Annotated in this window: 19 protein-coding genes; 2 read left to right on the top strand and 17 right to left on the bottom strand. The window is 63.4% G+C overall.

Features of this window, described 5'->3' with window-relative positions; all coding sequences use genetic code 11:
- Positions 1 to 256 precede the first annotated feature (256 nt).
- Positions 257 to 568 carry a DUF3817 domain-containing protein gene (locus D5687_RS07320; protein WP_125199115.1) on the top strand — a complete coding sequence of 104 codons (312 nt, stop codon included), beginning with the start codon at positions 257 to 259 and terminating at the stop codon, positions 566 to 568.
- 46 nt (positions 569 to 614) lie between these two features.
- Here the strand turns inward: D5687_RS07320 and ispH are convergent, their stop codons facing one another.
- The 11 genes from ispH to D5687_RS07265 all read right to left on the bottom strand — a co-directional run bounded on the left by ispH (position 615) and on the right by D5687_RS07265 (position 13,241).
- Positions 615 to 1,553, bottom strand: a complete 939-nt coding sequence (gene ispH / locus D5687_RS07315; RefSeq protein ID WP_125199114.1) for a 4-hydroxy-3-methylbut-2-enyl diphosphate reductase — start codon at positions 1,551 to 1,553, stop codon at positions 615 to 617.
- Positions 1,550 to 2,050 carry a peptidylprolyl isomerase gene (locus D5687_RS07310; protein WP_125199113.1) on the bottom strand — a complete coding sequence of 167 codons (501 nt, stop codon included), beginning with the start codon at positions 2,048 to 2,050 and terminating at the stop codon, positions 1,550 to 1,552. The genes ispH and D5687_RS07310 overlap by 4 nt, the downstream gene beginning before the upstream one ends.
- Positions 2,043 to 2,540, bottom strand: a complete 498-nt coding sequence (gene lspA / locus D5687_RS07305; protein ID WP_125199112.1) for a signal peptidase II — start codon at positions 2,538 to 2,540, stop codon at positions 2,043 to 2,045. Before lspA ends, D5687_RS07310 begins: the two co-directional genes overlap by 8 nt.
- A gap of 255 nt (positions 2,541 to 2,795) precedes the next feature.
- A complete protein-coding gene (gene ileS / locus D5687_RS07300) occupies positions 2,796 to 5,627 on the bottom strand; it encodes an isoleucine--tRNA ligase (RefSeq protein ID WP_125199111.1) in 2,832 nt (943 codons plus the stop codon).
- Between the two features lie 115 nt (positions 5,628 to 5,742).
- Positions 5,743 to 6,354 (bottom strand): GspH/FimT family pseudopilin, encoded by a 612-nt coding sequence (locus D5687_RS07295; protein ID WP_125199110.1) that lies wholly within the window; start codon positions 6,352 to 6,354, stop codon positions 5,743 to 5,745.
- 102 nt (positions 6,355 to 6,456) lie between these two features.
- Positions 6,457 to 6,909, bottom strand: a complete 453-nt coding sequence (locus D5687_RS07290) for a type IV pilin protein (protein ID WP_158611805.1) — start codon at positions 6,907 to 6,909, stop codon at positions 6,457 to 6,459.
- A gap of 42 nt (positions 6,910 to 6,951) precedes the next feature.
- Positions 6,952 to 10,485 carry a pilus assembly protein gene (locus D5687_RS07285; protein ID WP_125199108.1) on the bottom strand — a complete coding sequence of 1,178 codons (3,534 nt, stop codon included), beginning with the start codon at positions 10,483 to 10,485 and terminating at the stop codon, positions 6,952 to 6,954.
- Between the two features lie 12 nt (positions 10,486 to 10,497).
- Complete coding sequence (locus D5687_RS07280; protein WP_125199107.1) at positions 10,498 to 11,067, bottom strand: PilX N-terminal domain-containing pilus assembly protein; 570 nt, start codon at positions 11,065 to 11,067, stop codon at positions 10,498 to 10,500.
- A gap of 1 nt (position 11,068) precedes the next feature.
- Positions 11,069 to 12,151 (bottom strand): PilW family protein, encoded by a 1,083-nt coding sequence (locus D5687_RS07275; RefSeq protein ID WP_204742162.1) that lies wholly within the window; start codon positions 12,149 to 12,151, stop codon positions 11,069 to 11,071.
- Entirely contained in the window at positions 12,148 to 12,663 is a 516-nt protein-coding gene (pilV, locus tag D5687_RS07270; protein WP_192894159.1) for a type IV pilus modification protein PilV, read from the bottom strand. The genes D5687_RS07275 and pilV overlap by 4 nt, the downstream gene beginning before the upstream one ends.
- A 2-nt stretch (positions 12,664 to 12,665) precedes the next feature.
- On the bottom strand, positions 12,666 to 13,241 hold the full coding sequence (locus tag D5687_RS07265; RefSeq protein WP_125199127.1) for a GspH/FimT family pseudopilin: 576 nt from the start codon (positions 13,239 to 13,241) through the stop codon (positions 12,666 to 12,668).
- Positions 13,242 to 13,483: 242 nt separating this feature from the next.
- Between D5687_RS07265 and D5687_RS07260 the strand changes: the two genes are divergently transcribed.
- Positions 13,484 to 14,305, top strand: coding sequence for an inositol monophosphatase family protein (locus D5687_RS07260; protein WP_125199105.1), 822 nt, complete (start codon positions 13,484 to 13,486; stop codon positions 14,303 to 14,305).
- A 401-nt stretch (positions 14,306 to 14,706) separates the two neighbouring features.
- Here D5687_RS07260 and D5687_RS07255 read toward each other — a convergent pair whose 3' ends face one another.
- From D5687_RS07255 to D5687_RS07230, 6 genes are all read right to left on the bottom strand, one after another.
- Positions 14,707 to 15,993 (bottom strand): NAD(P)/FAD-dependent oxidoreductase, encoded by a 1,287-nt coding sequence (locus tag D5687_RS07255; protein ID WP_125199104.1) that lies wholly within the window; start codon positions 15,991 to 15,993, stop codon positions 14,707 to 14,709.
- A gap of 41 nt (positions 15,994 to 16,034) precedes the next feature.
- Entirely contained in the window at positions 16,035 to 16,388 is a 354-nt protein-coding gene (locus D5687_RS07250; RefSeq protein WP_158611804.1) for a c-type cytochrome, read from the bottom strand.
- Positions 16,389 to 16,703: 315 nt separating this feature from the next.
- Positions 16,704 to 17,267 (bottom strand): phosphatase PAP2 family protein, encoded by a 564-nt coding sequence (locus tag D5687_RS07245; protein ID WP_125199102.1) that lies wholly within the window; start codon positions 17,265 to 17,267, stop codon positions 16,704 to 16,706.
- Positions 17,264 to 18,409: a glycosyltransferase family 1 protein gene (locus D5687_RS07240; protein WP_204742161.1), complete on the bottom strand. Its 1,146-nt coding sequence runs from the start codon at positions 18,407 to 18,409 to the stop codon at positions 17,264 to 17,266. Before D5687_RS07240 ends, D5687_RS07245 begins: the two co-directional genes overlap by 4 nt.
- Positions 18,410 to 18,523: 114 nt before the next feature.
- Positions 18,524 to 20,785: an NAD-dependent DNA ligase LigA gene (ligA, locus tag D5687_RS07235; RefSeq protein WP_125199100.1), complete on the bottom strand. Its 2,262-nt coding sequence runs from the start codon at positions 20,783 to 20,785 to the stop codon at positions 18,524 to 18,526.
- A 7-nt stretch (positions 20,786 to 20,792) separates the two neighbouring features.
- Positions 20,793 to 21,851 (bottom strand): cell division protein ZipA C-terminal FtsZ-binding domain-containing protein, encoded by a 1,059-nt coding sequence (locus D5687_RS07230; RefSeq protein ID WP_125199099.1) that lies wholly within the window; start codon positions 21,849 to 21,851, stop codon positions 20,793 to 20,795.
- Positions 21,852 to 21,975 lie beyond the last annotated feature (124 nt).

Raw genomic sequence — 21,975 nt, 5'->3', positions numbered from 1 at the left:
GCGACGAGGGCTTTGGTGGCTATCTCGCTTTTACACCACTTGACTGGACACTACCCTTAACCGCCTCAAGCAGATGGTTGGCCGGCCGTCACGTGCGTGATGTCCTTGACCCCGCCGGGAACGACGCGCATCAACCGAACCAGGCGCAAGCACAAGGCGCTGCACAACCGGTTCCGGACTAGCTTAGCTTCGGGTAGCAACATGCTCGCCTTTAGATAGACTGGGGTTATTCCAACCAACCCCTAAGGCGATCGTGATGACACAAGGGTCAAACCCGGCGCTCCGGCACCTCGGACTGATGACGCTGCTGGAAGGTGGTTCGCTGATCGCCCTGGTGGCGATCGCCATGCCGCTCAAGTACCTGGCCGGGCTGCCGGAGGCCGTTAGTGCCGTCGGCCCGATCCACGGGATATTCTTCCTGTGGACGATGGCCGTGCTCGCCATCACACTCTACCGCCAACTGCTGCCTATTCACCATGGGGCGGTGGTGGCGGTCGCCGCGCTGATTCCCTTCGGCGGGCTGGTCTCGCACCGGCTGGTCCGTCGGCGCCTCCAGGCCACGGCCTGAGCGCCACGACCACCGGGAACAGCAATCCGGAAGGGCCGCGGCGCTCCTAGCGGCGTAACTCGACCGGGATGGGGAAGACCATGTTCTCGACCACGGCGGGCTCGCGCTCTTCGAGCGTGGCCTTGCACTCGAGCTTGAGCCGCTCGATCACCTGCTGGACGAGGATCTCCGGGGCCGAGGCGCCGGCGGTCACGCCCACGCGGCTGCAATCGCTGAACCAGGCCGGGTCGATGTCGGCCGCATCGTCGATCAGGTGGGCGGGCGTGCCGCACTGCTCGGCGAGCTCGCGCAGCCGATTGGAGTTCGAGCTGGTCTTCGAGCCGACCACCAACACCATGTCGCAGCTTTCGGCCAGCTCGCGCACGGCGTCCTGGCGATTCTGCGTGGCATAGCAGATGTCGTCCTTGCGCGGCCCCTCGATCTGGGAGAAGCGCTCCTGCAGTGCGCCGATGATCGCGCGGGTCTCGTCGACCGAGAGCGTGGTCTGAGTCGCCCAGGCCAGCCCCTTGGGATTGTCGACCGAAAGCTTTGCCACGTCCGCGATCTTCTCGACCAGGTGGATCTGCCCACCGAAAGCCGGATCGAAGTGGCCCATGGTGCCCTCGACCTCAGGGTGACCGGCGTGGCCGATCAGCACCACGTCCCGCCCCGCCCGGGCGTGGCGGGCGACCTCCATGTGCACCTTGGTAACGAGCGGACAGGTGGCATCGAAGACGGTCAGACCACGCTCGGCGGCCGTGTCCTGGATCGCCTTGGAAACGCCGTGGGCGGAGAAGATCAGGGTCGCGCCGTCCGGCACGTCCGCCAGCTCCTCGATGAAGATCGCGCCCTTGTCGCGCAGGTTGTCGACGATGTAGCGGTTGTGGACGATCTCGTGGCGGACGTAGATGGGCGCGCCGAAGGAATCGAGCGCGCGGTCGACGATTTCCACCGCGCGGTCGACCCCGGCGCAGAAACCACGCGGGTTGGCGAGCTGAATCTTCATGGCGCCTCTCCCTGCAATGCGGGTGAATCGGCGGGTGCGGCGCGTCCATCGACGGCCAGCACTTGCACGATCAACTGGATGTTCTGCCCGGCCAGCGGGTGATTGAAGTCCACCGTCACCGCATCCTCGGTCAGGGCCGTCACAGTGCCCGGCACCGACTCGCCATTGGGCAGGTCGAACTCGATCACCAGTTGCGGCTCGAGGTTCATGTCGTCCGGGAAACGGCCGCGCGGCATGGTGTGCACGTTGCCGGGGTCCGGCATGCCGAAGGCGTACTGCGGAGTGAGCAGGATGCGTGTGTACTCGCCCAGCGGCAGCCCCACCAGCGCCTCCTCGAGGCGCGGCTCGAATGCCCCGGCACCGAGCTTCACGGTGAACGGCTCGTCGCCGAAGGTGCTGTCGACCACGCGATCGTCGGGCAGACGGATCTCGTAGTGGACGGTCACCTCGGAGTCCTTGCCGATAGTCGGCAGGTTGGACGTGTCGGCATCACTCATCGGATACGCTCTCTCGGCCAGCGGGCCGCAGTTCGGCCCAGATAATCAGTGCCACGCCGATGGTAATGGCCGCATCGGCGATGTTGAAGGCCGGCCAGTGCCAGCCGGCGGCATGGAAATCGAGGAAATCGACCACGTGGCCATAGAGGACCCGGTCGATCACGTTACCCACCGCCCCGCCGATCAACAGCGTGATACCCGCCTTGATGCGCCCGTCCCGGATCGCGACGAACGCGAGCCAAGCCAGCAAGGCGGCGGTGATCACCCCGGCCAGGAAGACAAAGAACCAGCGCTGCCAACCGTCGTGGTCGGCGAGAAACGAGAACGCCGCCCCGGTGTTGTACAGCAGGGTGAAGTTGAAGAACGGCAACACCTCGACGGGACGTGCGTAGACGAGTCCGGCAAGCGCGGCCCACTTGGTCAGTTGGTCGGCGACCAGCACCCCGAGGGACAGCCAGAGCCAGCGAAGATTCGCCTTATCGATACTCATGCCTGTCCCTCGTGGGAGCGGGCCTCGCCCGCGAAGGCGGTGCCAGCCGCCGTCCCCGTGCGAGCGTGGCAGCCAGTGGATGACGACGCACGCGACTGACGGCGCGTTTCGCTTCCCACAGCATCGATAGACAACCGTAGGAGCGCCTTCAGGCGCGATACACCAACGTGGCCGCTATCGGCTATCGCGGCTAAAGCCGCTCCTACGGGCAGCGTTGGCCCGGCAGCTGTGGACGGAATGGAAGCCACCACGTCCTCAGACAAAGCGGCGGGTTTCCCCGTCACCCTCGATGTTCTCGATGCAGCGTCCGCAGAGCGTGGGATGCGCCTCGTGTGAGCCGACGTCCGGGCGGAAGTGCCAACAGCGCTCGCACTTCTCGGCCTCGGCCGGGGCGATGCGCACGGCCAGTTCGCCCACACCCTCGATCGACTCGGCCTCGACCTCCGCGGGCTTTTCGGCCAGCGGACGGACCGTCGCCTCGGAGACGATCAACAGGAAACGCAGCTCGTCACCCAGCTCGGCCAGGCGCCCGGCGACGGCGTCGTCGGCCCAGATCTCGACATTGGCCGAGAGATTCGCCTTGATGCGTTTGTCATTGCGCGCGGCCTCGGCGTGGCGGTTTACTGCATCGCGGATGGCGATGACGTCATTCCAGAAGCCACGCTGGTTCGGCCCGGCGTGACCATCATTGAGCAGCGGGGCGAGCGAGTCGACGTGGGTGGCCATGAAGACCGTTTCCTCGCGACCGTCGGCCAGCGCCGGCAGGTGCTCCCAGAGCTCTTCGGCGGTAAACGACAGTACCGGGGCAATCCAGCGTGTCAGCGCCTCGACCGTGCGCCACATGGCGGTCTGTGCCGAGCGGCGCATGGACGCATCGGTCTGGCCGGTGTAGATGCGGTCCTTGACGATGTCGAGATAGAACGCACCTAGCTCGATCGAGCAGAAGTGGTGGATGCGCGCGATCGTCTGGTGGAACTGATAAGACTCGAAGCCCTCGCGCACCTCGCGGTTCAGGCGCGCGGCACGGTCGACCAGCCAGGCATCCAGCGCCAGCAAATCGGCGTCGGCCACGGCATCCCTGTTCGGGTCGAATCCGTCGATGTTCGACAACAGGAAGCGCGCGGTGTTGCGGATGCGGCGGTAGGCATCGGCGGTGCGTTGCAGGATCTCGTCGGAGACCGTCATCTCGCCGGCATAGTCGGTGGAGGCCACCCACAGGCGTAGCGGGTCGGCACCCATCTTGTCGATGACCTTCTGCGGGGCAATCACATTACCCAGCGACTTGGACATCTTGCGGCCCTTGGCATCCACGGTGAAACCGTGGGTGAGCACACCGCGATAGGGCGCCTGCTCGCGCAGCGCAGTGGCGGTGAGCAGGGATGACTGGAACCAGCCGCGGTGCTGGTCGGAGCCCTCCAGATACAGGTCTGCCGGCCAGTTCAGCTCCTCGCGACGGTCGAGCACGGCCCAGTGGGTCACGCCCGAATCGAACCACACGTCGAGCGTGTCGATGACCTTCTCGTACTCGGCCGCGTCCTCGCCGATCAGTTCGGCGGCATCCAGGTCGAACCACCAGTCCACGCCGTGCTGCTCGACCTGCTCGGCGACCTGGCGCATCAGGTTGGCGGAATCCGGGTGCGCGTGGCCGGTCTGCTTGTGGGCGAACAGCGCGATCGGCACGCCCCAGAAGCGCTGGCGCGAGATGCACCAGTCGGGACGGTTCTCGACCATGCCCTCGATGCGCGCCCGACCCCAGTCGGGCGTGAACTCGACCGTTTCCAGCGCCCTGATGGCATCACGGCGCAGGTGCTGCTGGGTCATCGAGATGAACCACTGATGCGTGGCGCGGAAGATCAGCGGGGTCTTGTGCCGCCAGCAGTGCGGGTAGCTGTGCTTGAACTTCGAGTGCGCCAGCAGGCGGCCGTCGGCCTCGAGTCGCTCGAGGATCGCCTTGCCACCGACCTTGAGATCCATCCCGCCGACGAACGGTGTATCGGCGAAGAATCGCCCCTCGCCGTCGACCGGGTTGTCCACAGGCAGGTGGTAGCGCTTACCGACCGCGAAGTCTTCCTCGCCATGGGCCGGGGCGGTATGCACCAGCCCCGTACCGGCATCGAGCGTGACGTGCTCGCCGAGGATCACCGGCACGCGGCGCTCGAGGAACGGGTGGAGCAGTTCCTGGCCTTCCAGCGCGGCACCGTTGCATTCGCCCAGTACGCGCGGTGATTCGACACCCATCCGCGCCAGCGCGTCCTCGGCCAGCCCTTCGGCCAGCACGATGCGGCGGCCGTCGATCTCGATCAGTTGGTAGGTCAACTCGGCGTTAACCGCCACGGCCTGGTTCGCCGGCAGCGTCCAGGGGGTGGTGGTCCAGATGACCAGGTCCACCGGTGTGGCATCGTCCACGCCGAAGGCGCGATTGACTGCTGCCGGGTCGACCGCGGCAAAGGCCACGTCGATCTGATTCGAGGTCTTGGCCTGGTACTCCACCTCGGCCTCGGCCAGCGCCGAGCCACAGTCGACGCACCAGTGCACCGGCTTTTCGCCACGGTGCAGGTGGCCGCGCTCGATGATGCCTGCCAGGGCGCGCAGCGTGTCGGCCTCGAAGGCGAAGTCCATCGAACGGTAGGGGTTGTCCCAGTCGCCCATCACGCCCAGGCGGATGAAGTCTTCGCGCTGCCGGTCGATCTGGCTGGCCGCGTAGTCACGGCAGGCCTGACGGAAGGCGCGTTCGTCGAGCTTGACCCCGGGCTTGCCGTGCTCGCGCTCGACCACCAGCTCGATCGGCAGACCGTGACAATCCCAGCCCGGCACGTAGGGCGTATCGAAGCCCTCCAGCAACCGGGTCTTGTTGATGATGTCCTTGAGGATCTTGTTGACCGCATGCCCGATGTGGATGTCGCCGTTGGCATACGGCGGGCCGTCGTGCAGCACGAACTTGGGCCGCCCGGCCGCGTGCTCGCGCACCGCGCGATAGAGATCACGCTCCTGCCAGCGCTCGAGCATCGCGGGCTCGCGCTTGGGCAGGTTGCCGCGCATCGGAAAGTCGGTCTTGGGAAGGTTGAGCGTCGATTTGTAATCGGTCACGGTAGGGCCACGTCGGTTCAGTTTCGCCGGAAGACTGCAAACCGCTGATTGTAACAGCGCAACCCGCGGGAACGCTCATGGCCTCGATCCGGCAACGACCGAGTGCTGGCAGCACTCAAAGACTCGGACACGCCCCGTCGAGATCGACTACCTGCAACCGCACCCGACCACTCGCCGAAATCACGAGTTCCCGCGCGTTTGGCGACAGATCCGCCGCCACGCAAACCCGCAACCGACCGGCACCAAAGGCCCCGCTGACGCGCTCGGCGTGACCCATCGGCACGTAGACCAGCGCCGACCGAAACGGCCCGTTGCCATCCAGGCTCACGGCGCCGCCGGCAGCAGGGACGCGACCGTGACGAACGACCCGTTCGCCGTCACCGAGATCGCCGTCGTGATCGGCATCCTGGAAGACCAGCCACTCGCCAGGCGACCAGTCGCCCGTACAACCCGCATCAGGCGTACCGGCACAAATCGAAACGGGACGCCCCTGCAACACGGCGGACTGCCGGGCCGCCATCAATGCACCGCGAGCGGCATTGGTCGCCGCCGCCAACTGGTTCTGGGCCATCATCGAGGAGAATGCCGGGATGGCGATCGCGAGCAGCACCGCGGCCACCGAGACCGTCACCATCAGCTCTATGAGGGAGAACCCGCCGGCTTGCCTCGGAGAGGCGGCGGTACCAGAGGCATGCGCGGCCCGTTGCCGGGCCGTTAGCTCGCCCATGAGCATAAGGACCTCCATGTCCTTTGCTTGGAAAACAGAAACGAGCGCTTCCTTGCGCTCGCTCAGAACACTTAAGGGTTGTAAATCCGCATGCCTGAAGGCCTACCAACACTCCCCAGAATTCGTGGTGTCGGGGTCACCATCGTCAAGCCCCACACCCCTGGTGCCAGCTTGGTTCAAAACCAATGGGTCACATAAGGAATCCCTAGACGCCTGGGTATTTTGGGGATCCGCCTGCAATACAAACGTAGACGACGTTACCGACACCAAGCTGTAGTCGTAGTCATCACCGGTGTTGTCAGCCGTCGCACAATCCAAGTCCGGCAAGCTGACCGCCGTCCCACCACTGTCTTGATCGTAGCGAAGGTTGGTGGTGTAGAACCGCTCCATAAAGTTGGCGTATTCCGACAGGCAAGCAGCTCCAGCCGCCCGCTTGGTCTTGACCACGTGATTTGTGTAAGACGGGTAAGCGATCGCAGCCAGGATACCGATGATCGCCACTACGATCATCAGCTCAATCAGGGTGAAGCCCTGCGCTCGCACGTTTCGTGACATAACAAGATTCCCTTTTATCCGAGTCATGGGGTTCGCCCTAAACTAGTCGGCCACGATCTCACGCCAAGATGTCCGCTGTCCGCCAGCCGTACCGGTTCCTGTCTGGACGGAGGCGGTACTGCCGTCATCGAAGCTGATCAGCATGCTGTTTCCCACAAAGATGGGAGCGTTAGGCAACCGACTGAAACCGATCGCACCAGTTGCATAATACTCACCACCGAATTCAACCTGATCGGACGAATCGACCACTCCATCGCCGTTGAAATCAACGAAGGCCTGATCGACGTTGGTGCCATCGAAGGGATCGAGTCCCATGACAAAACCACTACCCGACGGGTTGCACTCGTCCCCGCCTTGATCGGGGATCAGCGACGTACCCACCAACACACTGCCTTGAAATTGATTCGGGACGACCATTCGCTCCCCTACGGCTCGGTCGGTCTTAGGACCGTCACCCGGCGGAACAAGATCAATAAACCAACCTGAATAGTCGTCAATCTCACCCGGCGTGGACTCTTGGCTGAAGATGCGATAAGCCAGCTGGTCAACGGTTCCATCGTCATCGGTGTCAGCCGCCGGTTGCTCATCGAGAATCTCACGCTCGATCAAAAGATCCAAGGTGCTGCGGCTCGCCCCCTCCCCCGGCTCGATCACGTCATCCCACCCAGCGGGCCCAACCTTCAAGCCGTACCAAGTCTGCATCTGCGGGGAATCCGACACGTCAGCATCATCTGTGGACAGATAACGCCCCGTCCCGAAAAATGCCCACAGGGTCCCGTCCGGATCATTCGCATCCTGCCCCAACAGCACGCCAGCAGTAATCGGCTGCGCAACACCGCCTCCATCTTTTGCCTGGAAGACCTCTTGCCCTGCACTGTCGGCATCCGACAGGTCGAAGCTCCAAAGTCGACCATTGAGATCACCGGCGAATGCCAAGTCCTGACCTGCGGCACCCGATGAGGTGTCGAAGGTGGCCGGAGCGGCCAAGCCATTACCCGTTTCGTCATCCGTGACATGAACAGACAAAGCACCATTGGCGGACTCAAGGTCAAACTCCAGCAGCGCGGCTTTGTCTTGGGCGCTGTTGTAACCATTTCCAATCAATGCGCGCCAACCGTTCGGCGTAAGCACGATTAGTGGCTTGCCCGTCATTTGGCCGATATAAACATCATTGGCGTCCACCCCATCGCCGGCCGAACGTTCCCAGAGAAACTGGATGTCAGCCGGATCGGTAATGTCCAGTGCATAGACAGCCCTGGCTTCACCTCGCCCCGTCGTCCCGACCAGAACCGTCTTCCAGCCACCGTCATAGATGTCGGCGACCGTCAGCTCGCCATCGTTGAAATACTTATGCGAGGGCGCGCCTGCCCCATAGTTCGGGTCAGCCAAGTCCTCCAACCCTGCCGTCAGCACAGCCCCCGGCAGGTAGGCAAAGATTTCTTCGCCGGTATCAGCATCGAATCCGTGCAACATGCCGTCGTTAGCGGCCACGTACACGACCCCCTCACGGGTTTCGGAGCCAGCTTGAGGATCAATATCGTTGTTGTCGTTGTCGCCCTCGGGGTCCGCAGCGAAGGTCCCGTAGGTATCCGCACCATCGAAGGTCCGGGCGTTATAGAGGTTAGGGTCGGGCGAACCAACATATACCGGCTGCGAGTGGACGATATCGCCAAGCGGTGTAGCGCGGTCACGGAAAATGCCGCCGCTCTTTTCCTCATTCGCATCACCGCCGCGCAGATAATCGACGATATCCTGGCACTGGGTGGCATCCGCAGAGCACCCCAGATCAGTGCGCTGAGCGACGGACAGATCCGATGGGTCGGCGAAGGCAACCGCGCTGCCGCTGTCAGGGTTGTAAGTTCGGATGTCCCGCGCACCGTAGCCCGGCAGCATCGACGATGCACTCCAAGAGGGCACGTCGGCAATCGAGCCATCCGAGGCGATGTCGTAGGCCTTCAAGTCACCGCGCCAGCTGCCGGTATAGTACTCGGCCTGATAGGCCACGGTCCCCGACTCGAGGCGAGTTGAATTCGCCGCCAGGCTCGCACCCGTGCCCACCCGCTCGGCGGCCCGGCCGAGCGCGCCGGCGATACCAGCCTCGAATGCCGCCGGGTTGTCCGCCTGGTAGAACCCTCCGCGGCCATTCAGCGCCGCATGGGCAAGGTCTGCGACATTATTCTCACTGTTCTGATCCGGCTGTGGCCAACGAAAACCATCGATCGCATCACCACCGTTCGCCCAGTCAAAGATTTCGTCCACAGTAGTACCTGCCGGCTCGATGTTGGTGGGCTCGACGCCCAGACCAACGGCGAAGGTCACCATGTGCTGCCAGAATGCAGGATCTTGGTCGGTTGTGGGCACATAGTTTTCGACGTCCGGCATCAAATCCCGCTTCCAGTAGTGCATAGCAACGTCGGCCAACGTGCCACTGCAGGAATAGCCGTCAGTGTAGGGAGCAGCCGGCTCATATGTGTACGCAAGCCCGTTTGGATTCTTTATCTCGCTACCGGCGGCACCGTCAGAATCGCCAATACTATTGAAGGCTTCGCCACAAGAGAACGAGGCATACCGACCGTCATTCCAATAGCCATCCGTAGTCAGCACCGTGTAGGCCTGTCGGCAGCCGGCAATCACACCATTTTCATCTTCCCAAGCGGAATCTGTTGTGTAGTATTCACCAACACGATCCAAGGCGCCTCTCAGCGGCGTGTACGGGGCCCGAAATGATGGCACCAGCCCTTCCAGCCAACCCCAGAATGCCTCGCGGTGGTCACCCTCAAACGCTGCCACGTCCGTCAGGGAGTCTCCGTTGATTGATCCATAACCAACGCGAAATTCCGAACCGATCGGATAAAACGCATTCATTACGCCGCTCTTGGCCGCCAGCAAACGGGTCCGGTAATAGGAATACCAGTTGGCAATGTTCTGACCGTACGTCGTCGAGACCGAACCAATGGTCAAGCTCTCGTCGGACTCGTGACAGTTGGCGATGTCCGCGCAGCTCTCGCTACTGGAGACCACGTAGTTCTTGACGAATGAACCCGGCGTGCCGGTGAGATAAACAAATGCGTTGAATTTCGCACTGCATTGCCTTGCAGTGACGTCCCACTCACCGTTAAGGGCGTCACACTGATTCTGGTTATTTACTGAGTCGTAAACAGGACGCTCGGAGTAATCGCTCTCAGCAAGGATATTTGGCGTGGCGGCATCCGAAACGAACCCGTTGACGCTGGCATAGGGAAATGTGGAATGACTGTAAGTATCGCCGTTCTCCTGAAACGGCGGAACATACGCCACGCTTGGGTTGTAATAAATCTTGTTCACGTCGGACGAGCGAAAACCCAAGTCAGAGGCACTAAGGCCATCTGGCATGTAGTTGTAAGTCATCGAGAGAGAATCGTCGAACATCAGCACCAGGTTAGGGTCCAACTTGACCTGCGTTGCCAACGGCTCACTAGCGATAGAGACTGACGGGGGATCAACAGCTTGCACCGCTGCCGAAAAGGCGAAAGAACCAACCGCTAATGCCAGAGCGAACCGGAGCATCCGGACTGAATTACGCAATTCGATACTCATATCTTCCCCCTCCTAGAGGCGAACCCAGCCCTGGAGCCAGACAACGGCACGGTCATCGACATCCGTCGGGTCCGCACTACGGGCGGTGACGCGATAGAAATGCACGGTTGTCGTCGTACCTTGGGCGCCATACTGCGTACCGGCACCACTCTGATTTATCCCGGTCGACGAGGTCGGGTCGGGCCATAAGCCCATGTCATCGATGGTGTATTGCGGCGGAGCGCCATTGGGCTGAAAGCTGGAGCTAAAGTCGCTTGCGTTATCGACATCTTGCCAATTGGGCCCTTGCGGATCGTCGGCCCACTCGGCCGGGTTCGCGCTGCACTCGTTCGCCGCACTGTCGTCGAAGCACTCACGGGCAATGATGGCCGAGTTACTACCTAACGCGCGCTCAGCAGCTCGGAGGGCGGCTTCTGCCGCTTGGAAGGCTAAGTCACGATCATGCAGGTTGCTGGACATCTTTTCCTGCAATGTTGTGCCGCGAATCGACGCGAGCCCTACCAGGGAAATCACAAGCAGCAAGATCAGCGCAATGACCAGCGCGATCCCTGACTGTGCCGATTTTCTGGAAAACCAATCCATCTCAGTTCACCCGGTTGCGGATCGTGACGGTGGTGCTGAGCGTGCGAGACAGGGCCTGCTGATCGGTGCCAGCCCTCGGTTGCTCGCTTTGCAGCGTCAATATGACGCGGACTGCATCGACAGAAAGCCAGTTACCGACGCTACCGGCACCCACAAAGCTGTCCTGACCTGCCTCGTGATACGCAAGCTGCATGTCCGTGACATTGCGGACCATCTCGGTGGGCTGCGTGGTGAGGGTCCCACTGAGGTTGGTCAAGCTCGCCCGGTAGAGTGACCGCCCGTTGGCGGGATTGTTGCCGATGTACCAGGCGGACGCCGCAAGCTTCGCCAGCTGTGAGTTCTTGCCAAACTCGTACTGCGCACCCACCGTATCGTTAACGCAGGCTGGGGGGGTCTGCCCTGTTTCGGAACAGGCACACTTCGTCGGAAAACCAAGCCCCTTGGAACAATTGCCTGGTTCGCCTTGCCCCGTGTTGTGGACCACCGTGACGTTATTACTGTTGTAACTCGTGATCTGCATGACTGCCGCATGGTCTGGATCACAGACCACCACGATGTCATTGTTCACCAATGTCGTCGTCGGTTCGTTGATCTTGAACTGGGCGGAAGCAAACTTGTGCTGCTCGATGCTAAATGTGTTCCCGTCAACACCCATTAGCTGGATCATGTCGGTGTCGTTAACTCGCTCGCCTTCAGCGGTGCCGATATCAACCGATGCGCCACCTTGGCCCCCGTCAAAGCCTCGAACAGCATCAGAAAGATCCGAATACCACTCCGTGCCGCCGGCGGCCGGGCCATCATTCAAGACATTGGCAACCCGCCCTGTATTACCACACCCCGTCAGTCCCGCCATGCGGATATCTCGCGCAAGGAACTCGAAAGCCGTTCGGCCATGATCCTGCACCTGGCTCAACGCTTCGTTGGTTCGGTAGGACTGTTTGTTAGCCAGAAACACGCTGATGACACCACCGATAATGACCAGCCCCAAAACGAGTGCAATCATCAGCTCAACCAGGGTAAAGCCGGAATCACCTCGCATCCGCGACGCTCTCGCCACCTGAAACTTATGGATGATCACATTCATATCCCCGCCTCGGTCACCACGGCCTGAGTCGCTTCCCCACCCGTGGCCTTTCCATCATCAAATGTCACCGTAATGGTGCAGACGCCATTGGAGTCACAAACGATCGTCCCGGTCGCCCCGTCGCCCAGTGCCGCCAAGCCATTGGGCGCACCTGACCCACCCCCAGCGCACCAAGCCTGGACCTGCGCATCAGCCAATCCGCTCAGGGAGGTGCTCGTTGAACACGACGCAGCAGTGACGTTGCCATCGTTGGACGTGGAAGAGGCGGAATAGGTGACTGTCGTGTCGTAGTCTCCTGCCAAAGCATTCGCTCGATCGGCCCGCATGGCATCGAGGATCGAGTAACTGGCAATCGTCGCCTGAGTGCGGGCCATGGCGCTGTTGTTGTTTGACAATGCCTTGGCCTGCAATGCGGCGATACCCAGAAAGCCAATCGAGAGCACCAGCACGGCAATCAACACCTCGATTAGACCGACACCACACTGCCCCTTCCTGAAATGGATAAGCCTCATAGTCAGTTCCCGCATGTATCCGAGGAAACGGTGTTGAGCGTAGTGCCGGTGATCAACCGCACGCAGCGATGATTGTCACCACTCAGATCCGGCGCACTGATGTCCGCAATCAGCACATCACTATCTGGGGCGGATTGGTTCTCCTGACGGCCGATACCGTTGCCGCCAAATCGGAGCGTCTTGGTTCCGGTCACACTGATGCCAGACGGAATGTCCCCCATCAGCGGCGCCCTCACCACCTCGACTGAATCGCCCGAAGTCGATCTATTCAATGCTCTGACCTCTCCCCAGCTAGCCTGCGCATCGCATCCGGTGGAGAGAGTCGTGCTGTCATCGCCTGACTCCCCGCAGATCACCACTACCGCATTACGCTTGATGGCCTCCGAACGCGCCACATTGACCGCCGTGACCCATTCGTTAGTCACGGTGGTGAGCTTGTTAGAGAGAATCAGATTGCCAAAACCAGGAATGGCGACAGCCAGTAGAATCGCAGCCACCACGATGGTGATCATCAACTCAATCAAGCTGAAGCCTGAAGATCGACTAAACCGTCGTTGCGGAGCGCGTATTCGTGTCATGCGGTTCGATTCCTTTTTCACATATGGATCCAATCATGAACGAACGACCGCTTCCAGCAATCAACTGACGAAAGGCGGTAGGTGACGGACGAACGGTCAACGAGCGATCCAAGTCACGTAGAATCCGGGCTCAACCAGACCAGTCTTCTGATGAACCATCGCCATCGAAGCGACTTGAGCACAATAGGATCTGTCCCGGTCACGATTTTCCGGCCCCGCCATTTCGACGAGAGGTTCCCGCAATGCAATCGCTTAACCCCGACGACCAGTCTTCGGTGATCCAACTCGTCCAGGAGACCGCCCACCGACACCTGCTGCACGGAGGCACGCAGGCGGCCGATCAGAAAAGTGACGGCAGCTGGGTCACCGCCACCGACCACGCGATGCAGTGGGATCTGCAGGTGGGCCTGGCCGAACGGTTCCCCGCGCACGGCTTTCTGGGCGAGGAGATGGACCTCGCCGCTCAGGAAGCGGCTTGGCGCGAGTGTCTGGACGGGCGGCCCACCTGGGTGGTGGACCCGCTCGACGGCACAAGCAACTTCCGGGTCGGGTTCCCGGTGTTCTCGGTGACGGTCGCCCTGCTGGTGGGCGGACAGACGATATTCGGCGTGGTCTTCGATCCCAGCCGGGACGAGTGCTTTCATGCCTCACGTGATGGCGGGGCCTGGCTGAACGGGGAGCGGCTGTCGCTTGCCAACGAGCCGCGGCAGGATCTCAAGAGCTGCCTGGCCACGGTGGACTTCAAGCGCCTGCCGCGCGATGTCGCCACGCATCTGGCCTGCGACCCGCCCTATGGCTCACAGCGATCGATCGGCTCGGTAGCACTCGATTGGTGCTGGGTGGCGGCGCATCGCGTGCAGGTCTACGTGCACGGCAAGCAGAAGTTGTGGGATTACGCCGCCGGGCAGCTGATCCTGCACGAGGCGGGCGGGGCATCCGCCGATCTTGACGGTGAACTCGATTACCTCGACCGGCCGCTCGAACCCTTGCCGCGCTCGGCGGTGGCGGCGACGCATGTCGAGTTGCTGGAGGACTGGCTGGGAGAGCTGAGAGCTGAGAGCTGAGAGCTTCACGACGTTGCGCCGGCACGGACAAATCAAGCCGGAACGGCCACCGGCGGCGGCCTGCGCGGGCAAGCCCCGCTTGCACGGTGGGACGTACCCACATCCCGTAGGAGCGGCTTTAGCCGCGATGCCTACTGGCGCCACGTCGACGTATCGCGCCTGAAGGCGCTCCTACGGTTATAGCATGCCTTTGCGGGAGCTTGCCTCGCGCCGGCGGAAGCGAGTCCCGGCCTCAGCTCGTTGCCACGCTCGAACGGGGACGGCGGCTGGCGCCACTCGCGGGCAAGGCCCGCACGCATACGGGACCGGCGTCATAATGCCCTGATAACGATTAAAGGCCCGCCATCTCGCGATGGCGGGCCTTCTGGCTTCAGCCGCCACGTGGGCGGCACGGAAAACGGTCAACTGCCCCAGATATCCTCGGTGATCGAGGCGTACCAGTCGTGGGCGTAGCCGGCTTCCTTCTCAGCGTTCTTGCCACCCAGGGGCGAGACGCCACCGGCGCCTTCTACGGAGACGGTCTTGCCATCCTCGACGCGGTAGACCGCCGCCACCGAGATGCCGTAGTCCGGGGCAATCAGGCTGTAGCAGGTGTTCACCCAGCTCGGCTCCGGCGGGTTCTCGTTGTGGAACATGGCCACGATCGCCGCCGCGCAGTTCTTGGCCTGCGAATTCGCGGCAAAGCCGGACTTGGGCAATGGCGAGCCGATGCAGGCATCCCCCACGACGTGAACCCCGGCATGCATGGTCGACTCGTAGGTGCCGGTGTTGATCGGGCACCAGCCGGAATCGTCGACCAGGCCGGCCTCGTGCGCGATCCAGCCGGCCTTCTGAGGCGGGATGACGTTGATGACATCGCCGTCGTATTCCGTGCCACCGGCGGTAACCACCATGCGGTCGGCATCGACCTTGTCCACGCCGCCACCGAAGTCGGGACCGATCCACTCGATCATGCCCCCGTAATCGGCTTCCCATCCTTCGCGGAACAGCCCTTCCTTGGAGAAGTTCGCCTTCGGATCAAGCACCAGTATCGTCGAGTTGGGCTTGTTTTCCCTGAAGTAGTTCGCGACCAGGGAAACCCGCTCGTACGGTCCCGGCGGGCAGCGGAATGGGTTCGGCGGCGCGACCATGATGAACCGTCCGCCATCCTCCATTTCCTCGAGCTGCTTGCGCAGCAGCAAGGTTTGCTCACCCGCCTGCCAAGCATGCGGCATCTTGGTGTCGGCGACTTCCTCGGAGTAGCCCTCGATCGCGTCGTAGTTGAAGTCGATTCCCGGCGAGACGACCAGGCGGTCGTACTCGTAGGTCCGACCATCCTCCAGGGTGACCACGCGCCCCTCCGCGTCGATCCCGGTGACCCAACCCTTGACCACGTTCACGCCATGCTTTTCCAGTGCGGTGAAGTCGTGTGTGATCTCGTCGATCTCCTTGAGACCGCCGATGACCAGGTTGGAGAACGGGCAGGTGGTGTGGCTAGCCTGGCCGTCGATCATGGTCACCTCGACCGACGGGTCGAACAGTTTGACGTATTTGGCCGCGGTCGCGCCGCCGAAGCCGCCGCCGATGACGACCACGCGCTTAGCGTCGGCCTTGGCGCCGTCACCCTGGCAGCCTACCGTCGCGCCGATGGCCCCGGCACCGGCCATCGCCGCGCTCAATTTCAGAAATCCGCGTCGGGAAAGACTCATAGCGGTTACCTCTCGTGTTCCTTGTGCTTGAGCGGGACGGCTCACTGTTTGGCGAAGAATTCGGCCACGGCCTGAATCTCGTCATCCGTGTAGCCCTTGGCGATCCGATTCATCACCGTCCCCTCGAGGGCTCCCGACTTGTATTCCAGCAGCTTGCCCGCCGTGGCCTCCTTGGCCACACCAGCCAGGCGGGGAATATCACCACTGCCCTGGCCCTGGAAGCCGTGGCAACCCATGCAGGTCGCCCCGATGATCGATCCGGTGCTCATCTCCATCCTTTCCGTATCGCTTTCCGCCTGCGACATGCCGGCTGCCAGCATCAAGCCCAGCCCGATCGCCGCAAGGGACGCGGTCGACAGTCGACGGCCGATCGCCGCTTCTCGATTCTGTGACATCCCCGCTCCTCCTCGATGTTTCATGTCGTCCAGACATGCACTAGCCGTCCTTGCCCGGACCCAGCAACCTTACCGCTGCGCCATATTATTTTGCACTTCATATATAGACTATCCTTTTGCCCTCATTGATAGAACCCACGGGGCGCAGGATTACAACCACGCAACAACAGTCGGTTACGGGACAGGCAATCGCATTTCCTGGCCACTCAAGCGCCCACGGACAATAGCCACCCCACCGTTACCATTTTTACTGTTTTACTAATATACGAAACTAGCCACAACCCCGAGGACGCCGGCACCTCCCGACATGGCGATTCACAACAGGGAAAGGCTGAAAGAGGCGATCAGACCGCCAATAGCGGCGCCGACGAGCACATCGGAGAGATAGTGAAGACCGAGCACCATGCGGGAGCTCGCGACCAGCAGGGCGAACGGCACGATCAGCGGCGCGAGCGAGGGCTCGAAGGCAAGGAGCTGGATACCGAAGTTCGTCGCATGGAGGGTGTGGCCGGAGGGGAAACTGTATTGGTCGAGCGGCGCGACACTTACCTCAATCCGCACGTTCCGATGAAGCGGCCGCAACCGGCCGGTACGCCGCTTGATGGTCAGGTACACCAGCACACCGACACCACCGGAGAGCAGCATGACCAGCATCGGCTCGACTGCAACCCCACCGTGAACGGCCAGCACCATCAGGGCAAGCACGTACCAGCCGACACCATCCCCAAGCCGCGAGGCCAGTGCGAACACCGCCCGCGGGACGCGCCGGCGATGAATGCGATTGCAGCGCTCGGTCACCAGCGCCTCCCAGGCCAGATAGGCACCCAGGTGCCGCGACAACCGCGCCGGCTCGACGAACCGTGGACGCAACAGACTCATGCCCGCTCCGCCCGCCATTGTGCTTGCCGCTCGGTGGCATCGATCACGTCCAGCAGGTGCTGCTCGAAGGCATCGATGATCGCAGACCAGCCGTATCTCAGCGCCGTCTCGCGGGCGCGGCGCCGACGATCGCCCGCACCGCCGGCCAGCAATGCCGGCACCTGGTCGAGAAAGGCGTCACGGGTATCGGTGGGGGCCAGCAATCCGTTGGCGCCCGGCTCGATCAGCAACCGCCCCGCGGCGTAGTCGAAACCCAGGCAGTCGAGCCCGCTGGCCATGGCCTCCAGCAGTACGATGCCGAAGGTCTCGGTCAGGCTGGGAAAGAGGAAGGCGTCAGCCGAGGCGTAATGCCGCGCCAGAGCCTCGCCCCGCAAGACCCCGGCAAAGACGGCGCCCGGCAGCAGACGCTCGAGACGGGTCCGCTCGGGCCCATCTCCGACAATCACGAGGCAGGTTCCCGGTTCGGCCTTACGCGCCCGCGACCAGCTTTCCGAGAGCAGGTCCAGGTTCTTCTCGGCGGCAAGGCGTCCGACATGCAGCAGCACCGGCGTGGTCTCATCAGCGCCCCACAGGGCGCGCAGGGCCGGGTCGCGACGATCGGGGTTGAACAGCTCGGTGTCGACGCCACGCCCCAGCACCACCAGTCGCTCGAAACCCTGTGCCGAGAGCTCATCGGCCTGCATGGCCGTGGGGATGAAGGTGTGCGCCGACCGGTTGTGGAATCGCCGCAGGTAGCGCATCACCGGGCTGGCCAGCCAGCCCAGCCGATAGTCGCGCGCGTAGGCGTGGAAATTGGTGTGCAATGACGTAGTGACCGGCAACCCCAAGGCGCGCGCGGCCGCCAGCGCCGAGGCACCCAGCGGGCCCTCGGTGGCGATGTGCACCACATCCGGCGGATCGTCACGCCAGTCGGCGAGAAAGGCACGCCGGCGCGGGAGACCGAACCGCACCTCGCGGTAGAACGGCAGCGCGACGCCCGGCACCTCCGCCCCGTCGCCCAGGTCGCGCGCCACGGCCGCCTTCGGGCAGGTCACCGCCACGCGATGACCGCGCTCACGCAGGCCTGCGACCAGGCAACCCAGGGTGGTCGCCACCCCGTTGATGTCGGGCGGAAAGGTTTCCGTCACCAGTCGGATGTCCAATCGGCACCTCGGTCTGACTCCGGGGCGAGAGTGCCCCACGAGTCAGACGCTAGGCCGACTGGATGACAGCGGCGTGTCGCCGTCTTGACGATTTGGCGACAGGAGGGGAAGAGGTCAGAGGTCTGACGCGACCGTGGACGGATCGTCCAGTAGGCGGGCGAAGGCCTCGGCATCGAGCACGGGTACGCCCAGCTTCGTCGCCTTGTCGAGCTTGCTGCCCCCGGCCTCGCCGGCGATCAGCGCGGTGGTTTTCTTGGAGACCGAGCTGGTGACCTTGGCCCCGAGCGCGGTCAACCGATCGGATGCCTCGTCGCGGGTCATGTCCGGCAGGGTACCGGTGATGACAAAGGTCTTGTCGGCGAGCGGCGCGTTCTCGGCGGGAGCTTCTGGCGTCGGCCAGTGGATGCCAGCCTCGAGCAGGCCGTCGATCACCTCGTTGTTGTGATCCTGCTTGAAGAACGCGACGATCGATTTCGCGATCTCCGGCCCGATGCCCGACACCTTGGTGATCGTCTCGTTCTGGAGTTGACCCTTCTCGGCGGCGCGTTGCATGTCGGCCAGCGTGGGGAACACCTTCGCCAGGCGCGCCAGGGTCTTTTCATCCACGCCCGCCGGCCGGTCCTCGGCAAAGGCGTCGCGAAGGGCGGTCGACCCGTCCGCCTTGTGCCCCGCCAACCAGTCGTGGAGCGACTCGGCACGCTTGGGACCGATGCCGCTCACCCCCTTCTGCTCGATGAAATCCTCGAACGTCGCGTGGCGCAGCGCCTGAAGGTCTCGGAAGTGTTTGGCCAATTCGTTGGCCGTCTCGCTGCCGACCAGGGGGATACCCAGTGCAAAGAGGAATCGGTCGAGCGTGGTCTCCTTGGCCTTCTCGAGTGATTCGAGCAGGTTGTCCGCGGATTTCACCCCCATGCGCGGCAGGGCGATCAGGTCGTCCCGGCTCAGGCGGAACAGGTCGTCGACGTGCTCGACGAGATTACGTTCGAGAAACAGAGTGATCCACTTCTCGCCCAGCCCGTCGATGTCCATCGCCTTGCGACTGGCGAAATGGCGGATCGCCTCGCGGCGCTGCGCCGGACAGAACAGCCCGCCGGTGCAGCGCGCGACCGCCTGTTCCTCGTCACGCAGCACCTCGGAACCGCATTCCGGGCAGGTAGCCGGCAACCCGATCTGGCGGGCATCGTCGGGACGTTTCTCGGGCAATACTTCGATGATCTCCGGGATCACGTCACCAGCGCGGCGCACGCGCACCCAGTCGCCGATGCGCACGTCCTTGCGCTCGATCTCGTCCATGTTGTGCAGGGTGATATTGGCGACGGTCACCCCGCCCACGGCCACCGGCTCGACGCGAGCGACCGGCGTGAGCGCGCCGGTGCGCCCCACCTGGAACTCGACGTCGCGCACCTGGGTGAGCTTTTCCTCGGCCGGGAACTTCCAGGCGATCGCCCAGCGCGGCGCGCGGGCGACGAACCCGAGACGCCGCTGGTCGGCCAGCGAGTCCACCTTGTAGACCACGCCGTCGATATCGAAGGCCAGCCCCGCACGCTTCTCGCCCAGAGACGCGCGGAAGGACTGCGCGCCCTCCAGCCCCTCGACCCGGTCGCGGTGTTCCGCGACGGCAAACCCCAGCCGTTCGACCCAGTCGAGCCAGCCCGACTGGGTGGCCGGCGCCTCGATGCCCTCGGCCGCCCCGATACCGTAGGCGAAGAAATGCAGCGGCCGGCTGACCGTGACCCGGGGGTCCTTCTGGCGCAGCGAGCCGGCCGCAGCGTTGCGCGGGTTGGCGAATACCTTCTCGCCGCGTCGTTCGGCGCGCCGGTTGATCTCGGCAAACGACTCGTGGGTCATCACCACCTCGCCGCGGATCTCGATGCGGCTGTCGACCGGCAGGTCGATCGAATACGGCACGGTCTCGATGGTGCGAACGTTGTCGGTGACGTCCTCACCACGTCGCCCGTCGCCACGGGTCGCCGCCCGGGCGAGCACGCCGCCCTCGTAGGTCAGGCTGATGGCCAGGCCGTCGAACTTGGGCTCGGCCAGATAGGTGATCGGCTCGTCGCGGCCAAGGCGCTCGCGCACGCGGCGGTCGAAGGCGGTGAACTCGTCGGCGTCGAAAGCGTTGTCGAGCGACAGCATCGGCAACTGGTGCTCGACGGTCTCGAAGGCGTGACTCGGCGGGGCACCCACCGTCTGGGTGGGCGAGTCGGGGGTAATCCAGTCGGGATGCTTCGCCTCGATCGCCTCGAGCTCGCGCATCAGCGCGTCGTACTCGGCGTCCGGCACCGTGGGGCGATCGAGGACGTAGTAGCGGAAGTTGTGCTGGTTGATCTCGGCGCGCAGGGCCGCAAGGCGCTTGCGTTCGTCGGCCTCACTCATGCCGCCATCACCCGTGCTGATCAATCAACTCGCGATACCGGTCGATCGACTCGCTGTCCAGCGGCTCACGACGGTCGTCGATCAGCATGGCATCCAGCGCTTCGGCCAGCGAGGTGGCCACCTGATGCATGCGCTCGAAGACCAGCGACGGATCGGCGCCTCCACGCACCGGCAGCTGCATGAACAACGCCAGCGCGGGGGTTTCGAAGGAGGACAGGTCGTCGGGGTTGAACTGTCCCGGGGAGACGGCATTCATCAGCGAGAACCAGTCGGCCCCGTCGATATCCTGGAAGTGGTAGATCGCGAACTCGCCGAACTCGAAGCCGGAATCCTCGATGGCACGACGCACCCGTTCGGGCGGCATTGCGGCCTGCTCCCGATCGACGATCATCATCGAGATGACGGCCCCGCTGGGCGACGCCTCGGCATCCACCGATTCGTCTTCCGCGATGGTCTCGGCATCGCTCGGGCCACTGGCAGGCGCCGGCTCGGCGGGTTCGTCGGCCGACGCCTGTGGCTCGGTGCGCCGGCTCGTCTGCCCCTGGCGGGTGAACAGGCTGGAAAAGCCGGGCTGCGGGCGAGAGGTGGACTCGTCTCGAGCCGGGGCTTCCTCTTCAACCGGCGGCTCCTCGCGGACCGGTGGCTCGGGCGTCGGCTCGTGCCAGTCCGGTTCGGACTCGATGGCCGGCTCCATGCGCGATGTACTTGAGGCAGCCGGTGCCGGGCGTTCGGGCTCGTCATCCGCGTCCGGCGCACGCCAGACCACCCGACCGGCGGATGCCCCATCAATAAAGCCATCGGCGTCGGGCGGCGACCAACCATCGTCCCCACTGTCGCCCGCGAGTTCGAGTTGCGGTTCGCGCCGCTCGCCGCGACCGGAGTCCCCATCTTCCGCATCCGCCCAGGCACCCACGCTGGCATCGATCGGGTCGTGATAATCACCCCGATGCGGCTGGCCACCACCGAGGTCGACCGCCTGCTCACTGCGGTGCCGGCGATACATCCAGACGATGCCGCCAATCACCAGCAGCCCCACCAACAGAACAATCCAGCGCAACCATTCCATACCGTCTACTCCCCGAAAACCGGTGCGTCGCCGCCCGTCGTCCAGAGACTCATGACGGGTCCGTCGGTTCGATACGTCTGCTGGCTCACTGGTCCGCTCACGACAAATTCCAAGGGCATTCGTG

It is taken from the genome of Guyparkeria sp. SCN-R1 (assembly GCF_003932495.1).
Lineage (GTDB): Bacteria > Pseudomonadota > Gammaproteobacteria > Halothiobacillales > Halothiobacillaceae > Guyparkeria.
Note: the sequence above shows the minus strand (reverse complement) of the source record. Positions and strands in the feature narration are given on the sequence as shown.

Excerpts from the sequence above, each read along its gene's own strand:
- D5687_RS07320 (WP_125199115.1), top strand. The coding sequence starts at position 257 with ATGACACAAGGGTCAAACCCGGCGCTCCGGCACCTCGGACTGATGACG.
- ispH (WP_125199114.1), bottom strand. The coding sequence starts at position 1,553 with ATGAAGATTCAGCTCGCCAACCCGCGTGGTTTCTGCGCCGGGGTCGAC.
- D5687_RS07310 (WP_125199113.1), bottom strand. The coding sequence starts at position 2,050 with ATGAGTGATGCCGACACGTCCAACCTGCCGACTATCGGCAAGGACTCC.
- lspA (WP_125199112.1), bottom strand. The coding sequence starts at position 2,540 with ATGAGTATCGATAAGGCGAATCTTCGCTGGCTCTGGCTGTCCCTCGGG.
- D5687_RS07295 (WP_125199110.1), bottom strand. The coding sequence starts at position 6,354 with ATGGGCGAGCTAACGGCCCGGCAACGGGCCGCGCATGCCTCTGGTACC.
- D5687_RS07290 (WP_158611805.1), bottom strand. The coding sequence starts at position 6,909 with ATGTCACGAAACGTGCGAGCGCAGGGCTTCACCCTGATTGAGCTGATG.
- D5687_RS07285 (WP_125199108.1), bottom strand. The coding sequence starts at position 10,485 with ATGAGTATCGAATTGCGTAATTCAGTCCGGATGCTCCGGTTCGCTCTG.
- D5687_RS07280 (WP_125199107.1), bottom strand. The coding sequence starts at position 11,067 with ATGGATTGGTTTTCCAGAAAATCGGCACAGTCAGGGATCGCGCTGGTC.
- D5687_RS07275 (WP_204742162.1), bottom strand. The coding sequence starts at position 12,151 with ATGAATGTGATCATCCATAAGTTTCAGGTGGCGAGAGCGTCGCGGATG.
- pilV (WP_192894159.1), bottom strand. The coding sequence starts at position 12,663 with ATGAGGCTTATCCATTTCAGGAAGGGGCAGTGTGGTGTCGGTCTAATC.
- D5687_RS07265 (WP_125199127.1), bottom strand. The coding sequence starts at position 13,241 with ATGACACGAATACGCGCTCCGCAACGACGGTTTAGTCGATCTTCAGGC.
- D5687_RS07260 (WP_125199105.1), top strand. The coding sequence starts at position 13,484 with ATGCAATCGCTTAACCCCGACGACCAGTCTTCGGTGATCCAACTCGTC.
- D5687_RS07255 (WP_125199104.1), bottom strand. The coding sequence starts at position 15,993 with ATGAGTCTTTCCCGACGCGGATTTCTGAAATTGAGCGCGGCGATGGCC.
- D5687_RS07250 (WP_158611804.1), bottom strand. The coding sequence starts at position 16,388 with ATGTCACAGAATCGAGAAGCGGCGATCGGCCGTCGACTGTCGACCGCG.
- D5687_RS07245 (WP_125199102.1), bottom strand. The coding sequence starts at position 17,267 with ATGAGTCTGTTGCGTCCACGGTTCGTCGAGCCGGCGCGGTTGTCGCGG.
- ligA (WP_125199100.1), bottom strand. The coding sequence starts at position 20,785 with ATGAGTGAGGCCGACGAACGCAAGCGCCTTGCGGCCCTGCGCGCCGAG.
- D5687_RS07230 (WP_125199099.1), bottom strand. The coding sequence starts at position 21,851 with ATGGAATGGTTGCGCTGGATTGTTCTGTTGGTGGGGCTGCTGGTGATT.